Annotated in this window: 19 protein-coding genes; 11 read left to right on the top strand and 8 right to left on the bottom strand. The window is 44.7% G+C overall.

Annotation, left to right across the window (positions count from 1 at the left end):
* Together BLQ13_RS07980 and BLQ13_RS07975 are read left to right on the top strand one after the other, a co-directional pair.
* Positions 1–801: IS110 family RNA-guided transposase (locus tag BLQ13_RS07980; RefSeq protein ID WP_090917924.1), on the top strand; the 801-nt coding region annotated here is incomplete at its 5' end.
* A 207-nt stretch (positions 802–1,008) separates the two neighbouring features.
* Positions 1,009–2,250, top strand: coding sequence for an acyltransferase (locus BLQ13_RS07975; protein ID WP_090917881.1), 1,242 nt, complete (start codon positions 1,009–1,011; stop codon positions 2,248–2,250).
* A gap of 90 nt (positions 2,251–2,340) precedes the next feature.
* On the opposite strand, the gene BLQ13_RS07970 is transcribed toward BLQ13_RS07975, so the two are convergent.
* Positions 2,341–3,075 carry a hypothetical protein gene (locus tag BLQ13_RS07970; protein WP_090917879.1) on the bottom strand — a complete coding sequence of 245 codons (735 nt, stop codon included), beginning with the start codon at positions 3,073–3,075 and terminating at the stop codon, positions 2,341–2,343.
* Between the two features lie 216 nt (positions 3,076–3,291).
* On the opposite strand from BLQ13_RS07970, the gene BLQ13_RS07965 reads away from it, so the two are divergent.
* Together BLQ13_RS07965 and BLQ13_RS07960 are read left to right on the top strand one after the other, a co-directional pair.
* Entirely contained in the window at positions 3,292–4,269 is a 978-nt protein-coding gene (locus tag BLQ13_RS07965; protein WP_090917878.1) for a hypothetical protein, read from the top strand.
* Positions 4,270–4,294: 25 nt separating this feature from the next.
* On the top strand, positions 4,295–4,540 hold the full coding sequence (locus tag BLQ13_RS07960; RefSeq protein WP_090917875.1) for an NHLP leader peptide family RiPP precursor: 246 nt from the start codon (positions 4,295–4,297) through the stop codon (positions 4,538–4,540).
* Positions 4,541–4,600: 60 nt separating this feature from the next.
* On the opposite strand, the gene BLQ13_RS07955 is transcribed toward BLQ13_RS07960, so the two are convergent.
* Together BLQ13_RS07955 and BLQ13_RS07950 are read right to left on the bottom strand one after the other, a co-directional pair.
* Positions 4,601–6,502 (bottom strand): sensor histidine kinase, encoded by a 1,902-nt coding sequence (locus BLQ13_RS07955; protein ID WP_090917873.1) that lies wholly within the window; start codon positions 6,500–6,502, stop codon positions 4,601–4,603.
* Between the two features lie 153 nt (positions 6,503–6,655).
* Positions 6,656–6,937 (bottom strand): hypothetical protein, encoded by a 282-nt coding sequence (locus BLQ13_RS07950; protein ID WP_090917871.1) that lies wholly within the window; start codon positions 6,935–6,937, stop codon positions 6,656–6,658.
* Between the two features lie 145 nt (positions 6,938–7,082).
* On the opposite strand from BLQ13_RS07950, the gene BLQ13_RS28465 reads away from it, so the two are divergent.
* From BLQ13_RS28465 to BLQ13_RS28460, 3 genes are all read left to right on the top strand, one after another.
* Positions 7,083–7,244: a hypothetical protein gene (locus BLQ13_RS28465; RefSeq protein WP_017690239.1), complete on the top strand. Its 162-nt coding sequence runs from the start codon at positions 7,083–7,085 to the stop codon at positions 7,242–7,244.
* Positions 7,245–7,375: 131 nt separating this feature from the next.
* Entirely contained in the window at positions 7,376–7,756 is a 381-nt protein-coding gene (locus tag BLQ13_RS07945) for a hypothetical protein (RefSeq protein ID WP_139168866.1), read from the top strand.
* A gap of 43 nt (positions 7,757–7,799) precedes the next feature.
* Positions 7,800–7,976 (top strand): hypothetical protein, encoded by a 177-nt coding sequence (locus tag BLQ13_RS28460; protein WP_167375672.1) that lies wholly within the window; start codon positions 7,800–7,802, stop codon positions 7,974–7,976.
* A gap of 257 nt (positions 7,977–8,233) precedes the next feature.
* On the opposite strand, the gene BLQ13_RS07940 is transcribed toward BLQ13_RS28460, so the two are convergent.
* The gene (locus BLQ13_RS07940; protein ID WP_090917867.1) at positions 8,234–9,445 is read right to left on the bottom strand and encodes an MFS transporter; all 1,212 of its coding nucleotides are present in this window, start codon (positions 9,443–9,445) and stop codon (positions 8,234–8,236) included.
* A 257-nt stretch (positions 9,446–9,702) separates the two neighbouring features.
* On the opposite strand from BLQ13_RS07940, the gene BLQ13_RS07935 reads away from it, so the two are divergent.
* From BLQ13_RS07935 to BLQ13_RS07925, 3 genes are all read left to right on the top strand, one after another.
* A complete protein-coding gene (locus BLQ13_RS07935) occupies positions 9,703–10,365 on the top strand; it encodes a peptidylprolyl isomerase (protein ID WP_090917865.1) in 663 nt (220 codons plus the stop codon).
* A 434-nt stretch (positions 10,366–10,799) separates the two neighbouring features.
* A complete protein-coding gene (locus tag BLQ13_RS07930; protein WP_090917861.1) occupies positions 10,800–11,066 on the top strand; it encodes a YqkE family protein in 267 nt (88 codons plus the stop codon).
* A gap of 237 nt (positions 11,067–11,303) precedes the next feature.
* A complete protein-coding gene (locus BLQ13_RS07925) occupies positions 11,304–12,098 on the top strand; it encodes an SDR family oxidoreductase (RefSeq protein WP_090917859.1) in 795 nt (264 codons plus the stop codon).
* A 107-nt stretch (positions 12,099–12,205) separates the two neighbouring features.
* Here BLQ13_RS07925 and BLQ13_RS07920 read toward each other — a convergent pair whose 3' ends face one another.
* Positions 12,206–12,982, bottom strand: coding sequence for a YwaF family protein (locus BLQ13_RS07920; RefSeq protein ID WP_090917857.1), 777 nt, complete (start codon positions 12,980–12,982; stop codon positions 12,206–12,208).
* A gap of 310 nt (positions 12,983–13,292) precedes the next feature.
* On the opposite strand from BLQ13_RS07920, the gene BLQ13_RS07915 reads away from it, so the two are divergent.
* Positions 13,293–14,267 carry a ring-cleaving dioxygenase gene (locus BLQ13_RS07915; RefSeq protein ID WP_090917855.1) on the top strand — a complete coding sequence of 325 codons (975 nt, stop codon included), beginning with the start codon at positions 13,293–13,295 and terminating at the stop codon, positions 14,265–14,267.
* A gap of 152 nt (positions 14,268–14,419) precedes the next feature.
* Here the strand turns inward: BLQ13_RS07915 and BLQ13_RS07910 are convergent, their stop codons facing one another.
* The 3 genes from BLQ13_RS07910 to BLQ13_RS07900 all read right to left on the bottom strand — a co-directional run bounded on the left by BLQ13_RS07910 (position 14,420) and on the right by BLQ13_RS07900 (position 17,717).
* Complete coding sequence (locus BLQ13_RS07910; RefSeq protein WP_090917854.1) at positions 14,420–15,127, bottom strand: stalk domain-containing protein; 708 nt, start codon at positions 15,125–15,127, stop codon at positions 14,420–14,422.
* A gap of 243 nt (positions 15,128–15,370) precedes the next feature.
* The gene (locus tag BLQ13_RS07905) at positions 15,371–16,216 is read right to left on the bottom strand and encodes a hypothetical protein (protein ID WP_090917852.1); all 846 of its coding nucleotides are present in this window, start codon (positions 16,214–16,216) and stop codon (positions 15,371–15,373) included.
* A gap of 223 nt (positions 16,217–16,439) precedes the next feature.
* Positions 16,440–17,717 (bottom strand): methyl-accepting chemotaxis protein, encoded by a 1,278-nt coding sequence (locus BLQ13_RS07900; RefSeq protein ID WP_090917850.1) that lies wholly within the window; start codon positions 17,715–17,717, stop codon positions 16,440–16,442.
* Between the last annotated feature and the right edge of the window lie 95 nt (positions 17,718–17,812).

Genomic DNA, 17,812 nt, shown 5'->3' with positions numbered 1-17,812 from the left:
GATGAGATGTTTACAGAACTACAGCATTTGACTCGGCAGCATGAGTTTGTCACGGGAATCTTTGTGCAGGCGAAGCTGAACAGCAGAGCCTTGCTGGAGCAAGTCTTTCCGGCGTATGAGCAGATATTTTACAATGTGTTTTCAACAACATCATTGACCGTGCTGTCTCATTGTTTGGAGGGAAGTGTGACGAATTGGAATGAAGTCATTCAGGGTAATTTGGGACGATCCCATTCCAAGCGATGGGCCCATGAAAAAGCGAGAAAACTGGAGGAAGTACTGAATGAGTGGAGAGAAATTCGGCGTAGCCCTGCTCAAAGCAAGGCACTGCTTGGAATGATCTCTTTATTGCTCGCGATGATTCGGCAACTGGAGGAACTCGAAAAACAAATGGAGGAACTCGCAGAAAATCTGCCTGAAGTGGAACTAATGAGAAGTATTCCGGGAATTGGAACGAAACTGGCCGCAGCCATTGTAGCTGAACTAGGTGATGTGAAACAGTTTAGAGATGCGAAGCAACTTGTAGCGTTTGCGGGCCTTGACCCCGGGATTTTCAGTTCAGGAAAGTTCACAGCGACAAGTACACGAATCACGAAACGAGGCTCTAAAAGGCTCAGACGTTCGCTATATTTAGCGGTGCAATGTGGAATGCGAAAGAATGCGAATGCAAGAATCCGCTCGTACTACGAGAAAAAAAGAAAAGAGGGCAAGCCCTACAAGGTGGCCGTGATCGCCTGCGCAAACAAGCTGTTGCATCACATTTTCGCCATCTTGCAGAAGGGCCAGCCCTACCAAGTATAATCCATATTTAACCAAAACCTCCATAGCAGTGGAGGTTATTTGCATTGGTCGAAAAAAGTATAACATGAAAAGAAAACTCATCCAAGCTGAAATGCTTGACAAACATTAGCTGGTTTTTTTGATTCCTTTTTTCGCCATTTAATGCAGCCTTAATGTTTGGAGGGTAGTCTTATATGATGACCCTGGCTACATAAGGGAGGAAAGTAAATGAAAAAGCCGAAAATAGCCGAATGGACAGAACTTCGCGGATTAGCTTTTCTGGCTATCGTCATGCAGCATAACATTGCTGAATACATCTATCGGCCAGATATTGAGCAACCTGATTCCGTGATGCTGACCATGATTTATCATTTGACAAGGTTTGGCACACCTACTTTTGTATTTCTGTCGGGTGTGTTGTTGTTCTATCACCATCGCCATACGAAGCCGGATTATCCCCGCTTCATCGGGAAGCGATTTGGTGATATTTATATGCCTTTCTTCATATGGACGCTCATCTACTGGTTAGCTGTACGTGTGTTTACTCCTACGTTCTGGACTTCCGGTATGCCGGATCTGGGAAGCTTTGTACATGAGTTATTTATACCGCAGACAGGATATCACCTGTGGTTTGTGCTGATGGTGTTCCAATTTTATATCCTGTTTCCTTTATTTCTCGCGGGGGCTCATGCTGTTCGTAAAAGGCTCGATAATCTCAAGCGTTTTACGCCGAAACAGGTGACGTTAACCATCATACTCGTTGCAGCACTATTTTATCTCTGGCTTATGAAATGGTCTTATTATGATATGGCTGACTGGACACAATGGTGGCCAGAGCCCTGGTCTAGCATGCTGGAATATCGTTCATATTCATGGCTCATGTATTGGTTCTACTTTTTCCTTGGCGCGGTATGCGCCTGGACGGTGGAAAGCTGGAGGAATTGGACGATGAGAATGCTCCCTTGCATGATTGCGGTCTTTGTCGCGATGTATATCTGGATGGGGTACGCTGTACTGCGCGGGTCAGAAGATACGATGAACCTCAATATCTCTACGTACCTAAAACCCAGTACGTTCATCAGTATTATGGCTCAGATGTTAATGCTCTACGGTTTCCTTGTTCTGCTACATGGTAAAAACCTATGGTTTCAGCGTCTTCTCACTTGGATTGGACGCTACTCCTTCGGCGGTTATCTAGTCCATGCCTTGGTGATTTATGCCATCGCATATGTTACCAGACCATTACACCTTAGCGGGTGGCATCTGCCTCTAACGATAATCTCATTCATAGTCACCGTTGTGACCGCTCTTGGCATTAGCTGGACACTGTCTAAATTGCCAGGCTCTCGTTTCATGGTTGGATTGACACGTAGCAAGGCTCGGCAAGCTTCTGCTTTTAGTGATCCATTAGCGGGTTCTGGAAGACGCACCCCGAATCAAAATTCGCCCCTTTGGCCCTCAGACGTGTAAAACAAAGAGCGTTCTCCCCTGCGGAGGACGCTCTTGAAATTTCTTCCTCATCTTGCTCAGTAGATCAGTCATCTTGTTCTATGAAGTTGATCATTTCACTTCGGTTGAGGTGGATCGGCCAGGCACGTGTCCCGGATGAACTGGAATGGAATGACCGTGCCGTTTTTGATGAACGAACCTTTGCAGATCACCTGTTAATTGTTCTTTTAACTGATTCACCAGCTGCGTTTCACTGATGCCTTTCGTTTGCGCAATTTCAACCAAAGACTTGCCTGCATGCAGTTGTTCTTGCAATTGTTCAGGTGTAATCCCGATGTATTTCGCTATTGCCCCTTTATCTACCATCGGATGTTTTCCATGGTGCGTAAATTCACGTCGTAATTCGGCAAGCGGGGTATTCACTACTTTTTTTAACTTCACATCCATATTGGCTTTCGCTGCTGCAGCTTGTTCCTTGGTGAGACAACCTTCTTTTACGGCCAGATCCAAGCGCTCTGACAGCGTGGGCTTTAATTTTTGCAGTAACTGTTCCTCACTGAATCCTTTGCGTTCCTTCGCGATCTGAGTTAAGGTCTTGCCAAGTTGCATCTGTTGCTTCAAATCACGGAGTCCAATTCCGAGCAAATCGGCTGTTTCTCCGATCATAAACAGACCATGGCCTGCCTGCATACAAGGCTTTTGGTTCCCACCGGCAGATTCAGCCAGGTTTTCATCTTGCTGCTCCGCAGGAGAAACGGGATCAGCTAAGGCCATCTGGCCTGGTGCAACAGCAAAAATGATAACAGCTGCGCTGGCAGCCAGCCATAATTTCCAATTTATCTTCATTCTTTATCCACCTTTCTTTGTCTCGATATCCTCTGCCTTCTTAGTCTGAACCCAAATTACAACTTTTTATGCTATAAAATCCAAAATGTCATCAAATTTCTCACAAATGATCACAAAAAATCCTATTTTTTTCAACTAACTTAAGCTATACTGTATTTAACTTCTTGATCTTACTGCATATTCCAACATTTAATGCAGGAGGGACGTTTTCATATCATGCATCGAGAATGGCTAGATCCGTATATGCTTGACGTGAAGGCCGTGTTTGATTCCGTTGAAGAGCGTCTTCGGCAATACCCTGATTCACTGGCAGGGCATGCGCTTGAACAACTCCGTTTGCTCAACCCCTTCAGGGGAGATCCGGGACACAGTTGCATCGGTTACATCACTCCGCTATGGATGCAGTACACAGAGGGACTCCCGTCCGATCAAGCTCATCAACTTAGCGCAGCTTGCCTGTTACACATGATGTATTTTCTTAATCTGGATGATGTCATGGATGAGCCAACTGAGGATGCGGTGCTGAAGTTATCTCTTGGGAATCTTTGCTATGTGGATGCCCTTCAAGTCTATAATGCATTATTTGAACCCTCTTCTGTCTTCTGGAACCATTTCAGACACGTTATTCAGGACTGGGCAGTAAGCGTAAATGGTGAATTACACGTGGATTATTTTCAGCATAACCCACTTCTCATCGCCCAGAAAGCTTCACCAACGCAATTAGGAGTCATTGGTTCCTTGATTTTACTAGAGCAACCGACTCGAATCTCTTCGGTCTGCGGTGCACTGAATATCGTTCTCATGACTCTACAGATGACAGATGACTTTACAGACACGAAAATGGATGCTGTAAACGGCAACTACAATAGCTACCTCTCTCACCTATCCACAGCTCTCCAACAGGAATATCCGACGAGTCATGTACTTAACGAATCTATACACCACAATGTATATAACTCACAATTGATGAACAGTTATGCAGACGTAGCTCAACACTTCAATGACATCATTGCATCTTCTAACTTGGAGTTTCCACAATTCATTGCCCTGAATTCTTATCTGTGCAACTCATTGGTACAAGCAATTCAGGAAATAGAACAACGTAAAAAAAGACTTTACCGAGGTGGGTTTCACTACTGGATCAGCGAACCACAATCCGGGCCTTCTAATACGGGACAAGCCGATTCAGTTTAATTTAAATATGAAGGGAATGTTGACGATGATGGTGTCAGAAAAAACGTTGCATGAGGATATTATTGAGAAAGCTTGGACAGATGAACACTTCAGACAACAACTCCATTCTAATCCTAAGCAGGCACTTCGCGAGGCGTTTGGTATTACGATTCCTGATCATATCAAGATTCGCACAGTCGAGGAGCAACAAAATGATTATGTTCTGGTCATTCCACCTAACCCTTCCAAAGTCCATTATGACGTCAATTGCGGACCGTGGAGATCGTTTTAATCTTAGCTAAATAAAAAAATCAGGGGTAGAACATTAAACTGGATATCCTCCCCGAGTCCGTCATTTAACGAACTCGGGAAAAGATACAACAGCTTCTGTTCCTACCCCTTTTGTGCTTGTAAAACTGATCTGTCCATTCATCGCTTCCACGATGCGGAAGGTAACCATCATACCTAGCCCAGTGCCTTTGATTTTGTTAGAGAAATACGGTTCTCCCAGTCGGGACAAGGCTTCCTCACTCATCCCTTCACCATTATCTCTGACATGCACTTTAACTTTGCCATCCTGTGAGTATGCCCAGATATCAATCTGACCTTGTCCACCCTGAAACGCCTCAATACTATTTTTAATAATGTTGATAAAGGCCTGCTTGAACTTCGAAGAATTTCCACGAATATAAATATTAGGCGGGATATCCGTTGTAATTTTTCCACCTTCCAGATTGGCCATCGGTACCAGTATACCTTCGATATGATCAAATTCATCTGAAATATTCAATGAAATAATGTGATCAAATTCCGGTTTTGCAAAAGTCAGAAAATCCGTAATAATACCGGAAGCCCGGTCGAGTTCTTCCAATGCAATACGTACATATCCTTTGTTCTTGTTATCTTCCTGCTCTGTCATAAGTTGAAGAAACCCTCTCGTCACCTGAAGCGGGTTACGCACCTCGTGAGCAACTGAAGCGGCAAGTTCGCTAATGATTTCCATTTTTTCAGATCGCTGCAACTCGTTGTTGAATAGTTCCAGTTCCTTGGAGTACTCTAGCACTTTGTTATGTTTTTCAGCAAACCGGCTACCAAGAATAGCAATCAATGAGATGACAAATGCAACCATCGACCACTTCCACCAGAGCAGGTGATATGCCCCGCTTCGCTGATAGTACCAAAGAAGTTCCATGACACTAATTAACGAAAAGGTGCCGAAACCAACTGCTAACAGGATCGCTTCACGGTTACGTTGTAGCGCCCGGGCTATCGTACCAACCAGCAGGATGGTCAGCACAATAACCAGTATAATGCCCACCACATGCTGTACAAGAAGACTGTACAATAGATCCCATTGCCCACCCGATACTACATATACAAATAATGAAAACACAGAAACGATGGAATAGGCCCATTGAGCCTTCCTTAATTTGGTGAATATTCCGTGTACACCGGGGCCAATAACTTGTTCAAAGAAATAACAAAGTGCTGGCATTCCGAGTAACATGGCCAAATCAAACAGAATAGAATATAGGTCCCCATACACTTGATAGAAGGTGTACAAGAATTGAGAATAAGTGATCACCATTGTCCCGATGGAACCCATCACGACACACAGTGATATCCATAGTCCTTTATGAAACTGACCCAGAAAAAATGTGCAACTCAGCATAATAAGCGAGGTAAATACAAAAGTTGAACCCAAAATGATATCCATTAACCCATTATGGAGATACTTCTCCTGCAACATGGCATATGGCCCGACCTGGACATCACCTTGAATGCCCAACCATCCTCTCTCATTTTGCGCCCAAACATAGAGTGTACTACCCGAATTTTCTGCAGATAGCGGTAAAAAAACGGCATTATTGTCGTAATTATAATGGTAATTCTCATATACTTTCCGATCTTCAAGATAGATCACAATATGAGTGCCTTTAATATTTTCGAAACGAATCGCTGAACTTCCGTCATGCAAACGGGGAATTGTCAAACGTGTCCACAAAGAACCTGATGGTTCTTTCGTACTGTCTACAATTCGCTCAACACTACGTTTCTCCCATATTTCATCCTGGCCCATAACCTCACTAATGAAGCCCTGATCTCCAGCGTTCCCCCATTTCACTTCCCATCCTGTAATGGCTACAGGCTGCCGAATCTCTTCTGGTGCGGCAAGCACGAGTCCATGCGGCATACACAGAATCGTGCATATCGTCATCCACAAGATGATAATAGCTTTGGGCACATTTCTCATTCACAGCACCTCAAAGTTTTTATTTTCGCTTCTTCATTTCTACCTCACCCTATCAATTCGCCACCGTTTATCATGTCACCTTCTTACACAAATTTAAAATTCACATATAAGTAGATTTATAGTCTTTTTTCCATTTTATTGTTATAAAAGCCGTTAATTTCGCAAATCCTCAAACTGGTTTTCTATCATTTCACGTTCCTTCTGTTCCACTTTCGTACGAAACTCCAACCACTGCTCCGTTTCTTCATCATCGTAAATGGTCCATATATCAGAGAACAAAAAATCACGTAACTGAACAACCTGTCCAGACCATATACCGCCAACCCAGAACAATCCATCCGGACGACGAATGACTGTACGAGAAAATCCGGGTGTGGACGCTTTCTGTCCGATCCGAATACGTGTGATCATATTGCCTAATGTGTACCAGTCCACGTTGCACCCCTCCTTGAGTAGTCATGCTTCATCATAACATAGGAAAAACAAGAAATGCTGGAAAAACGGCTGGCGCGATTCAATCCAGTGGATCATGTGTAATGGTTTTTCAAAGCAAACTCACTTAAACAAGGAGATGATTATCATGAATGAGCCTCACCGCACGGTAGAAGTTGAACATAAGGATGTACAACACAAATCGGATTCAAGTATGGTCGCCTCTACATTTATTAAATATGCCGCATATATCATTATCTTTTTCGGATTTCTCTACTTCCTTGTGAAATATGTATTCCCGAAATTTTAACGAATTCCTGACATAATCTGGTCTGTTTACGGGGACAATATCATGCTTGGAATGACGATAAAATGCTGAAATGATGGCATTACCTTGTTTGAATTCGTTGTACTATAAACAAATTATGAAAGGAAGTGCTGATGATGTCTGATAAACCCATTAGCAACGTGGAAAGTGAACGCTATTATGACCGTTACCAGAGGTCCCGTGATATTCCGCCTGAAACCGAAGTACCCGAAGGCGACATGGATACCTTTGATGAAGTTTCTGGGCGCCGCATTGAAATTGAAATGGAAGAATCGGAGCTTCCACCCGTTGCTACATCTGCTGTAGACGAAGAAGGTTTGGAATCCCGTTTGGCGGAAACTCCACTGGAATCCGTACCCGATGCAGATCTGGTGCAACCGGGCAGCCCGGTTGATCCTGCCGCACCCGACCCCGATGCCCTGCATGGTACAGATCTGTTAAACGGGGCTGGAGCTGACGCTAAACCACAGCAGAATATCTTGCCTCCGCGTTAGCAGATGTCTTGTTTTGCGTATTCTGACAATAGGAGGTGCTGACATGACCAAAAACAATGAGGAAGAACAGGTTAAAGAAAATAAGAACCTTGTTACCGAGCGGGATATCGATCCTGATTTTGGCCTCTTTACAGAAGATTCTTTCCCTGATGCACTGGAAGATAAAGATCAGCGCGATGCGGTCAAACATGCCATTCCCGACGAACAGACCTCCGAGTAAACCTCATGAACTGATTTGCAGATCGGTATGCGTAAACGTTGCGCTTAATGTAATAAAGTGATGCTGGAAGCCCCCTCAACAAGGGGTTTCTTTTATTTTTTCTTCAAAGCTTGCTCTAGCTTACACAGAAAAGAAGATGACAATTGCATTTCCAGCGTCATCTTCTTCCCATACTTATAACGTTTCTTTCAAAAACCTGAATCCAAAATCTATAGCTAAACGCAGTTCTCTCCAGTTCACCATTGCCATTGCAAGGGTCACTTCTCCACTGGCTTAGCCACTCCGGGGAGCTTATGCTCCAACCTGGACCACTTGACCACAATAGCAGTAGCCAGAAGCGCAAGGCCATTAATGATAAATATCCAGCGAATCGGCAGCCAGCCGCCAAGGACACCGCCGATAATCGGCCCTGCCATCGTTCCGATCTGGGCTGCGGACTGGTTCAGACTAAATGCACGTCCCCGAAATGCCGGTTCAGTCACCTGTACAATCATCGCATTGATCGCAGGAAACACGGCCGCAAAAAAGAGTCCGTAGACAAATCTCAAAATGCCAAATGCAACGTAACCTGTTGTAAAAAACTGCAACAGATTGCCCACCGCGCCGCCAATGAGTCCGATTACCAGCACTTTTCCAAAACCGATCCTTGATCCAAGCTTGCCCCAGCGCGGAGCCATAATGACCGTCGCAACCCCTACCGCCGAGAAAATAATCCCTGAGCTTAAGGAAGCCCGATCAGGCTGAACTCCCATCTCCATGACATATACCGTTAATAGCGGCTCCAGAATCATGACAGAAAAAGTACAAATGCCCATCATACCAAGCACGGTGACAAACACACGATTCGCTCTCGCTTCACGGATGTCATCCATAACATGCGAACGTGCCTTGTTACGATTAAAATTCTCTTCCTTGACCCAGAAGGTTGCAATGATTGCGGACACCAGCACGACTATCGCCGAAAATAGAAACGCACTGCGGTTGCCATAATAGTGGCTGACAAACCCGCCGATCAGTGGACCGATAATCCCTCCTGTAGCTCCAGCAGTGGACATAATGCCCAAAGCATATCCAGTCTTCTCTTCAGGTGTGTTCGTGCCCACAAGAGCAATCGCCGCAGGAACAAATCCGGCAAGCAATCCTTGGAACAGTCGAACCACAATCAGTGAATACGGATCTTGTACAAAAAAATTAATCAGATACAGGACAGCCAAGCTGTACCCTGAACGAATTAACATCGGCTTGCGCCCATATTTATCGGCTAATGATCCCCAGAAGGGTGATACAAGAGCGCTTGCAAGAAAAGTAATGCCAAAAGAAAGTCCTGACCAGAATTCCAGATGATTGCGAACACCCAGATCACTGCTTAGAAATAAGGGAAGAAACGGAATCGAAATGGAATACGCCGTACTGCAAAAAAAGACACCGATCCATAAAATGATCAGATTACGCTTCCACGAGAAGTTCATATACCCGCCCGTCCTTTCCGTAACTGACGCCGGGACTGCCGTGTTTGGAGCGGACGGATCAGACCCGTACGTCCCCCTGATGCGGAAGCATTTTCCTTATTTTACACCCATGCTCTCATGATGACCATCCCCAGTTCACCGAATTAACATGGCTTGCATTGCCATTCTGAGCCAAGAAACGGTATGATAGTTGAAGAATTCACCAAACTATATTGGATGAAACTCGTTATAACAACGAACCAAGGAGGAACATATTCATGTCTTTACGGTGGAAAAAAACAACCGCAGTCTCGCTTGTGTTTGCGATACTGTTGATCGTTATGAGCGGATGCGTACGCCCGGCAAGCAATGCTACGCAAACTCCGGTTCCAGCACCACCAGAGGGTGCTAATCCTGTAGCCACGATTGAGATGCAGAACGGACAGAAGATCGTCATTGAGTTGTATCCTGAGATTGCCCCCAATACGGTGTACAATTTCATCTCCCTGGCGAACAAAGGCTTTTATGATGGCCTGATCTTCCATCGGGTTATTCCGGGCTTTATGATTCAAGGCGGTGATCCGAACGGCAATGGTTCAGGCGGACCAGGTTATGCGATCAAAGGTGAATTCACCTCTAACGGTCATAAAAACCATCTGAAGCATACCCGTGGGATACTCTCCATGGCACGCAAATCTGACAATCTCGATTCTGCCGGATCTCAGTTCTTCATTATGCTGGCTGATGCTGATTATTTGGATAACTCTTATGCGACTTTTGGTAAAGTGACCGAAGGAATGGACGTAGTTGATGGAATTGCAGCACAGCAAATTGGCGAAGGTGACAAGCCGGTTACGGACCAAGTCATGAAGAAAGTAACCGTTGATACACACGGACTGGAATATCCAGAACCTGTGAAGATTACAGAGGAGAAAAAGTAACCCTCTTCTAAGAACAAACAAAAGCTCTGTTCTGTGCATTTGGCGCAGAGCAGAGCTTATTTAATGATAACGTTTACATAAGTAACTGGATCAAAAACTCTTTTTCGGTCTCGGATAACACCTCAATGTATCCATCCCAATAAATTCAGCCACCCGATAACCGCAATCCACAGTGGGAAACTAAAAGCCATCCCCCATGCAAGCCCTTTCAACAAACTACGGTTTGCCTCCATGAACAACGACTCCTTTCTTCAGGGAATAGTCGTAGTATCGGTACCATTATATGGTTTTATACCTGTCTTCATTCGCCGTGACATGCCCTTTTTCCTGCATGTGCTCTGCAACTTCATGGAATGCGCAACACGAACCTGATATACTATGACTACAATAATGATATGGATGATGATTCATGTTTTTGAAAGGAGATTTTCCAAGTGGCTAAATCCAAAAGACGTACTCCAGCACCCAAGGCTCAGAATCAAAATCAGGACCAACCGACCACGCTGAAAGATTTACTGAGCAGTGATGTGCTCGAGAAACTGAAAGCGCAAGCTGACGAAGCCAAAGCTGCTGAAGCACAGCGCAAAGAGCAGGAGCGTTTACAGGCAGAGGAAGCTCGTAAGGCGGAACAGAAGCGCCGGGACAATGACTTTGAGTATCTGCTGAACAATAGCTCCATGGACTGGAAGAAACATAAGTAACCAAGAGATGAAGTGGTCACATCAAGCTGTCCATACATCCTATGATACAAGTTATACGAATGAAACGTATGAAGCTAATCTTACTTCATGAGATTATTTTCATACTATAATTTCTGAACAAAGCAGGGCCCAGCTGGGGCCCTGCTTTTAATATGAGCACATATGATTCACCTCCCCCATGTCGGGTATTTAGAAGTAGAGTGTTCAAGGACAATTCATACATGGAGGGATCAATGAATGGCTGAACAACGTTTGGAAGGTAAAGTAGCAATTGTTACTGGAGGCGGCTCCGGTATTGGTCAGGCCTCTGCCATTCGATTCGCCGAGCAAGGGGCCAAAGTATACATGTTAGATCGTACACCCGAGAACGCAGAGGAAACGAAACTGATCATCGAAAAAGCCGGTGGCGAAGCTTATGTGATTGAATGTGATATCTCCAAGCCGGAACATGTAGAGAAAGCCATCAACCAGGCGGCAACCGAAGCAGGCAAGCTGGATATCGTTTTTGCTAATGCAGGAATTAATGGCGCCATGGCTCCAATTGAAACGATGAAAATCGAAGATTGGGATCAGACGATGGAGATTAACATGCGTGGCACGTTTGCAACAGTGAAGTATGCCATCCCTCATCTGAAAGAGCGCGGCGGCAGTATTATCATTACGAGTTCCATTAATGGCAACCGGGTATTCTCCGGCATCGGATTTTCTGCATACGCTTCCAGCAAAGCAGGTCAAACGGCTTTCACCAAAATGGCGGCACTGGAGCTGGCTCGTTACAAGATTCGTGTCAACGCCGTTTGTCCAGGAGCGATTGATACCAATATTGATGACAATACGTATCCATCAGATGATCTGAAAGATGTTCAGATTCCAGTGGAGTTTCCTGAGGGGCATGAGCACCCGCTCAAAGGCGAACCAGGAACATCGGAGCAAGTCGCCAATCTGGTACTGTTCCTCGCTTCAGATGAAGCATCACATGTAACAGGCACACGTATCTACGTGGATGGTGCCGAATCCCTTCTGCGTGGATGAGCTTATTTACACCCCACTCCGATGACAGAAATATAACAAACCCGCAAATTTTCTGGTTGATCAGAATGTTTGCGGGTTATCTTAATTAAAACTCGGATTCAGGAAAGTTAGTTTTTGGAATACGTCTGCGGCTGCTTTTCCTTTTTGCCACTGATACGTTTCAGCCACTCAGGAATCGCAAAGAGCATAAGGTATAACAAGGAGAATAACACCAGAGCCAGAACCTCTTCTCCGAGAATGTAGACCGGATAAGGCCCAAGCATATCTAACACAGACGGTGTGCCCGGTTTATGTCTCAGGAACATATAATTCGCATCGAGCAACACATCCAAACCGTATACCACGAGCGCAGCAATGTTTACAAATATCATGGAGCCTGCAACAGATCTCCATCCAGGACGAAGTTGTTCCACCCAAGTCATATAGAGAAGAGCAAGAATGATCATCGCATGTGCAACAAAGAATTGAATGAAGCGGAAATGAGCAAAAGCATAACCAAGATTCGGCGTAATTATAGCCATCAGAGCACCTGCAATACCTGAAAAAAGCAAGGCAGAAAATAACCATTTTTGGCGTGTCAGTAATAACAACGCTGATAATAATAACGACAGACTGCACAGCTCCAGCGGTAGCGATGTCTGCAGACTCCAAATTCCTCCATACACATACCAGATTTGCAGTACAATCTCACAACTTACCATGAATCCTGCCAAACCGATGCGTACGGTCCTGCTTGAACGTTCAGACATGAAACGAAGACGATGCCTAAAAAGAAATAACAGAATAACAAGTACAAAAATAATGATCATCGATGCAATATGTGAAGTCGAGAATGCCGCAAAAGGCTCTGCATCATACGGGTCAAGCCAAGGTGGATAGGCCATGCCTTTTCTTCTCTCCTTTTCCGGTTAACAGAGGTAACTTCTTATAACTCGATTGGTAACTTTTTTCATTCTGCCACTGATCACTATACCTGTCCAGCTTCATTCAAATAAGTATTGTATTTTAAATATCTTTATGTTAAGATAAAACCAAGAAAGAAACATACAAAAAGTTAGTAACTTTAAATATTGAATTGATACTAGTCGAACTTAACTCCTTACCCTTACTTGTTATTTAAAACATTTGCGATCTAGTACATTTAAGGAACGTTCATAAGACTTCAACTTTATCTCTATCTAGGAGGAATATATTATGTTAATCAAAGGACTTCACCACGTATCCGCGCTTACCGCACATGCCGATCAAAACTACCGTTTCTATACGGACATCATGGGCCTTCGTTTGATCAAAAAAACGGTCAATCAGGATGACGTTTCGGTCTATCACCTGTTCTATGGAGATGAGAAAGGAAATCCCGGCACAGAGCTCACCTTTTTCGAAATTCCAATGGCTGGACGCACACGTGAAGGTGTAAACAGCATCTCTGCCACCTCACTTCGTGTGCCAAGTGATGCAGCTCTTGCGTATTGGGCACAGCGCTTCGATGAATATGAAGTAACTCACGGCGAGATTGTGCAACGTGGAGGCCGTGCAACACTGGCATTTACAGACTTTGAAGGTATGCGGCTGATTCTCGTTTCTGATGAACATAACTCGGGTGTCGCCGGGGGTAAACCTTGGGATCGAAGCCCTGTGCCAGCGGAGTATGGCATCATTGGACTCGGCCCAATTCATCTGACTGTGCGGGATGCGTCACTCACTGCACCTGTTCTCACCGAATTGCTTGGGTTTAGAGCAAAAGGCAGCTACCCCGCGTTTACTCCAGGTCAACCTGATGTACTTGTGTTCGAATCTGGTGAAGGCGGTAGCGGTTCGGAAGTTCATTTGGAGGAACGCAATGATCTAGAGCAAGAACGGCCAGGACGCGGCAGTGTTCACCACGTGGCCTTCCGTGTAGACAATGAGGAAGAATTAAGACAATGGGTTGACCGAGTTCATCAGTTCCAATTCCCAAGCTCCGGATTTGTAGACCGCTTCTACTTCCGTTCCCTGTACTTCCGTGAAGCTAACGGCATTCTGTTTGAGCTTGCGACAGATGGACCGGGATTCGATACGGACGAGGACTTCGCCACACTTGGAGAATCACTGGCGTTACCTCCGTTCCTGGAAGGACGCCGCGCTGAGATCGAAGCAAACCTGAAACCGCTGGATACCATGATCCGCTAATATTCATGACTATCGGGTAAGTCAGCATTGAATTTTCAATGAAATGAAAATAAAACGATGATCACCACACAACTCTGTATTCAAAACTTGAGTCAGAGGATGCCTGGTGAATCATCGTTTTTATTAGCCGCCATAACGTAGTCGTACTCTGTCTACTTTGTCAGATACGATGTTGTGAGCGGTACAAACAGGGCTGAACCCGGATCTTCAGATACAATCTCGACATAGACAGCATCTGTACCTTTCACATCTACATCTAGACTCATCATACCGTTTTCCGGAGTGATATTGAATTTTTTGAGTGTCGCGAGATCCTGATCGTAGATATGAATCTCCTGATTTCCTTTAAGCGCGGCAAGTTCCAAGTGTAGAGAAGAATACTTTTTACCCGTATTGATCTGGATATCTTTTCCCTGCTTCGCAGGGTCATTATGCAGATAGACATCCTTGTAATCCTTGCCTTTATATGTGGTATCCTTAGGATCTTTGGTGTGCCAAGCGGTAGAACCCAGTACGGATGTTCCAAGTGCACTCAGCGTTACTTTTCCGTTGGTTACCGGCGCAGAACCATTCGTTCCACCGATAAGGACGGATGAAGTTGCACCGTCATAATTGATCTCTGTTCCAAGCAACGTACCTACTGCACGAACCGGCAGATATGTGGTTCCGTTATATGTGATCGGCAGTACCGTCTTGCCATTGGCATCCTTGGCTGTCACTGTCTCACCATTTAATTTCAGGGTGATTTTGCTGTTAAGATATGCTTTGATTTGCTCCAAACCTGTAGCTGCCAGTGCACCTGTACCAATACCGAGTGTCAATGTGCCCACCATCAAACCAAGTACGACCTTTTTCTTCATCAAATTCCCTCCCAGACGTTTAAATGAGTTGTCCTTTATACATTTAAACGACTAAAGCGTGAATGTCAATTGTTTTCAGCATTTTTCCGCAACTTTTTTTATTTCCAGACAGCACAAAATGAGGCTGTAGTCACTCCTTTTTTTTCAGCCCCATCCAATGGTCACGCTTGCCATGGCATGTCCTATATTTTATTAGGTATTTACATCTAAGACCTCGTGCTGCAGCACAAGATCACCCTTTGCTCAATCAAATGATTCGTAGTATTCCTCTTCATACACTTCCATACTATATTTCAAGTCGTTCGCCTTCCATTCCCCATTCTGAAACACATAAGAAAACGTTAAATCGCCCGCATAAACCCCTTCGCCATATGCACCCGATGTAGAGACAACAAGCTTGTTATCCTCCACGCTATAATAAGTTACACGACCAAATTGTAACTTCTCATGATACAGAACATCTCCTGCTCCCTTCTCCACATTGGAGGGCTCGGCTGGAACCCCATTTAAAGTCACCCCAATCTCGATCTGGTCGGAGGTTACCGTAACTTTGGAATCCACATGTTCTTTCACAATCTCATCCAGAGTCTGCATCTTCATTACATCCAGTGAAACCGGATCAAGAATGTGTGCCTGACCCAGATAAATTCCGGTGCCGTGTCCCTCTGAATACAACACCACAATCTCTTTTTTACCATCACCGTTTAAATCCAGTTCATGTACTTCAGGTTTGTACGATCCCCCCTCTGCTCTCCAATCACTAAATTCACGTTTTTTGCCGTTTGCCTCAACCACAAGGCCATTATATATATATCCCGAGCCCCCAATACTCATTGGGTACACTCGAACATCATTATTCTCTGGAGCCACGGAAACATCATCTGCTTTCACCGGCATCATATCTTTGTTGCTGTTCAGTGCATCATTCATTCGATCTATATGGGAAGCCTCGACCGCTGTGGCCTGGCTGGATGATTCATCTATATTAAGCTGTTGTTGCGACTCATTTGTCGTTTTGGCAGTTGAAGTTACTGAAAGTGTGGCCACCGCCAAAATAATCATCAGCAGGATACCTGTCCAAGTTTTCAATATACTGGGCTCCTTCTTCTGTTGTGATAATCCTATTATATCTTCATTTATCGCCCGCGCGTTGCAATTTTGTTAATCTTTCTTAAAAATTCTTTACAAATCTTCAATCACACGAAAAAACGTTCGTCTTTTACCATAATAAGCTAGGGCATGCCTGAAAAACTGATTAGCTTTCAAGATACGCCCTAATTTCCCGGAAAATAAAAAACACTCCGGAAGCAGCTCAAGGCTGCATCCGGAATGCTTTGGTTTTATCGAGTAATCGATCTGTTAACTGTCTCAACTCTTCTGCAGAAGAGGATATCTCCTCCATGATTGCGGTCTCCTCATGCGCGGCATCCATGATGCGCTTCGCTTCATCAGAGAAGGAACCGGCTTTCCCCTGGATCTTCTTCACATGACCATGCGTTTGCTCTACGCGCCCTGTCTGCTCAGCAATTTTGGAACCAATATCATGAGCGCCTTGCATAAACACTTCAACCGTGCCTGTCAATTCAAGCAACGTCTGATCAACGGAAACCGTTCGTTCTGATTCGTTCACAACAAGTCCATGCTGTTCATGGCTCAGCTCCACCGTTTCCCGAATTCGTTGTTGTACACGACTGATCAGTTCATTAATGCGATGAACGGAATCTTTACTCTCATCAGCAAGTTTGCGAATCTGCTGCGCTACAACGGCAAATCCTGCGCCCTCTTCTCCTGCACGCGCCGCTTCAATAGAAGCATTTAATGCGAGTAACCCTGTTTCTTCAGCAATATTTTTGACCGATTGCGTAATCGCTTCAATATCGGAAGCTTCCTTCTCCAAGAGCAACATAATATCACGGGAACGATTGTGAGACTCGGCCAGTTCATCCATGCCTTTCATCAATGATGAGAAGGTTTCTTTGGTATGATCCACCGAACGTTCCATCTTACCGGACAATTCGGTCATACCTAAAGACTGATGTTGCATTTTCTGAAAATCATTCAACATCTCATCGGCGGTAATCAGGGAATGCTGGGAAGTCACTTTCTGATCCTCTACGCCAACCGCAATATGATCCACGGCCTCAGACATCATCTCGATCTGTTCTGCAGCCTGCGTAATGGCTTCACTCAATGACTGTGCGTTCTGAGAGGTTGTCCGCGTACTATCCGCAATATCGTTCACGATACTTCTCAGATTAGAAACCATTACGTTGAACGCATCATATAATACGGTAAGCTCATCTTGTGTACGGCGCTGCGGAATCTCCGTGGTGAGATCACCGGAAGATACCTGCTGCGCTGCACGAGACAGCTGAACAATCGGACGAGTCAGATAGCGGGAAGCAATCCAGCCGAGAATCCCGTTCCAACATACTCCCATAAGCAAAATAATAGATATGTACAGCCAGTTTGGCATATCAAGCGAAATCCAATCTTTTACAAAGAAAATAAAAAAGCCGCTAGTTCCGTAAGTAATAATTGAAATTAGTACCAGACCTGCGACAGTCTTCGCCCCTAAAGTCCATTTCATGTTCGCACCCCGTAGTTCTTTTTTCCTATTTTACCAATCTTGTACCAAATTTCATGTGACATATATCACTGAAAACGCTCTATTTACCTTTTGCA

Source organism: Paenibacillus polysaccharolyticus (assembly GCF_900102085.1).
Lineage (GTDB): Bacteria > Bacillota > Bacilli > Paenibacillales > Paenibacillaceae > Paenibacillus > Paenibacillus polysaccharolyticus.
The sequence above is the reverse complement of the archived record's forward strand: the minus strand, read 5'-3'. Positions and strand labels throughout refer to the sequence as shown.

Excerpts from the sequence above, each read along its gene's own strand:
- BLQ13_RS07975 (WP_090917881.1), top strand. The coding sequence starts at position 1,009 with ATGAAAAAGCCGAAAATAGCCGAATGGACAGAACTTCGCGGATTAGCT.
- BLQ13_RS07970 (WP_090917879.1), bottom strand. The coding sequence starts at position 3,075 with ATGAAGATAAATTGGAAATTATGGCTGGCTGCCAGCGCAGCTGTTATC.
- BLQ13_RS07965 (WP_090917878.1), top strand. The coding sequence starts at position 3,292 with ATGCATCGAGAATGGCTAGATCCGTATATGCTTGACGTGAAGGCCGTG.
- BLQ13_RS07960 (WP_090917875.1), top strand. The coding sequence starts at position 4,295 with ATGATGGTGTCAGAAAAAACGTTGCATGAGGATATTATTGAGAAAGCT.
- BLQ13_RS07955 (WP_090917873.1), bottom strand. The coding sequence starts at position 6,502 with ATGAGAAATGTGCCCAAAGCTATTATCATCTTGTGGATGACGATATGC.
- BLQ13_RS28465 (WP_017690239.1), top strand. The coding sequence starts at position 7,083 with ATGAATGAGCCTCACCGCACGGTAGAAGTTGAACATAAGGATGTACAA.
- BLQ13_RS07945 (WP_139168866.1), top strand. The coding sequence starts at position 7,376 with ATGATGTCTGATAAACCCATTAGCAACGTGGAAAGTGAACGCTATTAT.
- BLQ13_RS28460 (WP_167375672.1), top strand. The coding sequence starts at position 7,800 with ATGACCAAAAACAATGAGGAAGAACAGGTTAAAGAAAATAAGAACCTT.
- BLQ13_RS07940 (WP_090917867.1), bottom strand. The coding sequence starts at position 9,445 with ATGAACTTCTCGTGGAAGCGTAATCTGATCATTTTATGGATCGGTGTC.
- BLQ13_RS07935 (WP_090917865.1), top strand. The coding sequence starts at position 9,703 with ATGTCTTTACGGTGGAAAAAAACAACCGCAGTCTCGCTTGTGTTTGCG.
- BLQ13_RS07925 (WP_090917859.1), top strand. The coding sequence starts at position 11,304 with ATGGCTGAACAACGTTTGGAAGGTAAAGTAGCAATTGTTACTGGAGGC.
- BLQ13_RS07920 (WP_090917857.1), bottom strand. The coding sequence starts at position 12,982 with ATGGCCTATCCACCTTGGCTTGACCCGTATGATGCAGAGCCTTTTGCG.
- BLQ13_RS07915 (WP_090917855.1), top strand. The coding sequence starts at position 13,293 with ATGTTAATCAAAGGACTTCACCACGTATCCGCGCTTACCGCACATGCC.
- BLQ13_RS07910 (WP_090917854.1), bottom strand. The coding sequence starts at position 15,127 with ATGAAGAAAAAGGTCGTACTTGGTTTGATGGTGGGCACATTGACACTC.
- BLQ13_RS07900 (WP_090917850.1), bottom strand. The coding sequence starts at position 17,717 with ATGAAATGGACTTTAGGGGCGAAGACTGTCGCAGGTCTGGTACTAATT.